Origin of the sequence: Vibrio sp. YT-18 (assembly GCF_033337345.1) — a bacterium.
Classification (GTDB): Bacteria; Pseudomonadota; Gammaproteobacteria; order Enterobacterales; family Vibrionaceae; genus Vibrio; species Vibrio alginolyticus.
The window spans coordinates 1-1,147 of record NZ_JAWOQO010000194.1 but is presented as its reverse complement, the minus strand read 5'-3'; the positions used below and the strand labels follow the sequence as shown (position 1 = coordinate 1,147).

Annotated in this window: 1 protein-coding gene and 1 pseudogene; both read right to left on the bottom strand. The window is 48.1% G+C overall.

Annotated features, from left to right (window positions below; genetic code table 11):
• Positions 1-698 (bottom strand): annotated as a pseudogene (locus tag R7M72_RS25380) (GGDEF domain-containing protein); the annotation flags it as partial.
• A 213-nt stretch (positions 699-911) separates the two neighbouring features.
• On the bottom strand, positions 912-1,147 hold a 236-nt coding region (locus R7M72_RS25375), incomplete at its 5' end, for an EamA family transporter (protein ID WP_318056493.1).

Sequence of the window (1,147 nt, the reverse complement as noted above, 5' to 3'; positions counted from 1 at the left end):
CAAGTTGGGTTGTTGTTTTCATCAATTTGGCGACACTCTTCAACGATGTTCTGTGTGCCAGTGGCGACCACTAATCGGTCGGCATCAATGAATTTTTCCGCGCGTTCGGCGCTGAAAAGGTCAAAGTCGTTCTTCCCGACGATGTCATCGTTAGACTTTTTCCACGCCTGTTCCACGCTGCGGTTAGTCATGGCGTACAGACCATCGGTGGTTTTTATCCAGATGTGGTCATCCAGACAATCGATGAATTCTTGCAGCGTTGGTAGTGGCTTGTTGGCGTGTGAGTGATGACGTTTGAGCTCTTGATGATAATGCTGGCTAACATCAAAACTGATGCGGCCTGCCAGTGCGCTCAGCCACGCAGAAACGGTTTGCTTTTGCTGCGTTGAGTGCGTCAACGTCACAACGGCAAACAGCTCCTCATTCGGTAGCCATACTGGGCACAGGCTCAGGTTTTCATCATCAAATTGTGAGCAAACTACGTCAAAGTGCGGCGCGGAAAATTGCGCGCAGTTTTGCTCAATCATCGCCACGATGGCGCGGTGATTTTGTGGCGAGGTGGATACCTCACTGGATAGCCATTGTTTGGTGTAGCTCAGGGTATAAAGTTGTCCCTGAGCTTGAGTGGCATCACAGCATTGCTGCAGAGCGTGTTGCCAGTCAGTCATCAACGGTGAAGGAATAGCGAAGCGAAACATAATTAGTAAAGTATCCTGAAGTGCCCACAAATATTTATAGGAATGTCGCCGTGTTTGGCGGCTGGGCTTTGGTTATATCGTATCCAACGCTTGAACAATTCCAAGCGACTGAAGGCACTTTCGATCAATAAAATGTTAGCGAGCTCTCTTTTTTATCCAACTCGTTTCATTTCTCCGTATTCATATTGTCCTAGGTTTTTCGGGCATTACCAACTATTGCGACGCGTTCGCCGCCTTGGCTTTTTTACCCCAAGTCACCTGTTGGATGACCAAACCACTGATGATTAAGACAAGTCCAATCAGCGTCGATGGGTGGATTTTTTCACCAATAATGGTGGCCAACAACATCAACGAGATAAATGGCGAAGCAAATATCAGGTTGCTGATGCGCGCCGTGTTTTGGGTTAGCTTCAAGGCGCTCAACCACAGCACAAACGTCACTCCCATCT